The sequence below is a fragment of the uncultured Sphingorhabdus sp. genome, from assembly GCF_937872355.1.
GTDB lineage: Bacteria > Pseudomonadota > Alphaproteobacteria > Sphingomonadales > Sphingomonadaceae > Sphingorhabdus_B.
In genome coordinates, this window is sequence record NZ_CALMSV010000137.1 from 1 (window position 1) to 1,438 (window position 1,438).

At 63.9% G+C, this 1,438-nt stretch carries 2 protein-coding genes; both read left to right on the forward strand.

Annotated features, from left to right (window positions below; all coding sequences use genetic code 11):
- A partial coding sequence (locus Q0239_RS08610; protein WP_298601247.1) for an electron transfer flavoprotein-ubiquinone oxidoreductase occupies positions 1-945 on the forward strand: 945 nt, incomplete at its 5' end.
- Positions 946-1,102: 157 nt separating this feature from the next.
- A partial coding sequence (locus tag Q0239_RS08615) for a hypothetical protein (RefSeq protein ID WP_298601250.1) occupies positions 1,103-1,438 on the forward strand: 336 nt, incomplete at its 3' end.

The following is a 1,438-nucleotide window of genomic DNA, read 5'->3' on the forward strand; positions in this document are numbered from 1 at the left end:
GTGCATCTCAACTACGACGATCCCTATCTGTCGCCATTCGACGAATTCCAGCGCTTCAAGACCCATCCTTCCATCCGTAGCGTATTCGAAGGCGGCAAGCGGCTCGCCTATGGCGCGCGCGCCATCACCGAAGGCGGCTATCAGTCCGTGCCGCGACTGACATTCCCCGGCGGCGCGCTGGTCGGCTGCGCCGCGGGGTTCGTCAACGTGCCGCGCATCAAGGGCGTGCATAACGCAATGGGTACCGGCATGCTCGCCGCCGAGCATGTAGCCGCAGCGCTCGGAGCCGGTCGGGCCGGTGACGAGATCGCCGAGTACGAAAACGCCTGGCGCGATTCCGCCGTCGGCAAGGATCTTTACAAGGTCCGCAACGCCAAGCCGCTGTGGTCGAAGTTCGGCACCATCGTCGGCGTCGGGCTTGGCGGCATCGACATGTGGACGAATACGCTGTTCGGCTTCTCACTGTTCGGAACGCTTTCGCATGCCAAGCCGGACCGCAAGACGCTCGATCCGGCGAAACAGCATCAGCCGATCGCCTATCCTAAGCCCGACGGCAAGATTTCCTTCGACAAGCTGTCCTCGGTGTTCCTGTCCAATACAAACCATGAAGAGGACCAGCCGGTGCACCTCAAGGTCGCCGACATGAACCTGCAGAAGTCCTCGGAGCATGACGTCTTTGCCGGTCCCTCGAATCGCTACTGCCCGGCCGGCGTTTACGAATGGGTCGAGGAGTCGTCGGGGCCGCGCTTCCAGATCAACGCGCAGAATTGCGTCCACTGCAAAACCTGTGACGTGAAGGACCCCAACGGCAACATTACCTGGGTTCCGCCGGAAGGCGGCGGTGGGCCGAACTACGAGGCGATGTACCCCCCTTGGCGTGAGGCAGCGGCGGTATCCGGTCACGATACCGCCATAGTGCGAGGGTTTGCAGGCCAAGTCGGCTGAATCGGCGGCGGCCGGACGATATGCCACTTGATTCGTCAGCCCTTTTCCTTGCGGTTCAACGCCAAAAGCGGCATTGTCGCGGGCCTTAGAGGCCGCTGGGTCGGGGCTGCCCTTGCCGATTGCCGTATACCCGCAAAATCCTGGAGCCAGGCAGGTCGTGATGCTTTCCACCCGTTTCCATCGCTGGGCGACTGCCGTGCTCACCGCCTCCGCGCTGGCGCTGCCCGGACACGTCCTGGCGCAGACCCCCGATCACCCGGCCGACAGCGCGGCGCAGTTTCCGACCAAGAGTGACCTGAAGTCGATGACGACGGCGGGCAGCTATCTGGCCGCGCGCCACGCCAGCGTGGAGCGCGACGCAGGTGCCGCCGCAGCGTTCTACCGCTCGGCGCTGCGCACCGATCCCAAGAACAACGAACTGCTCGACCGCGCCTTCATCTCTTCGCTCGCCGACGGCGACATCGACGAGGCGGTCAAGCTCGCCGACCGTATC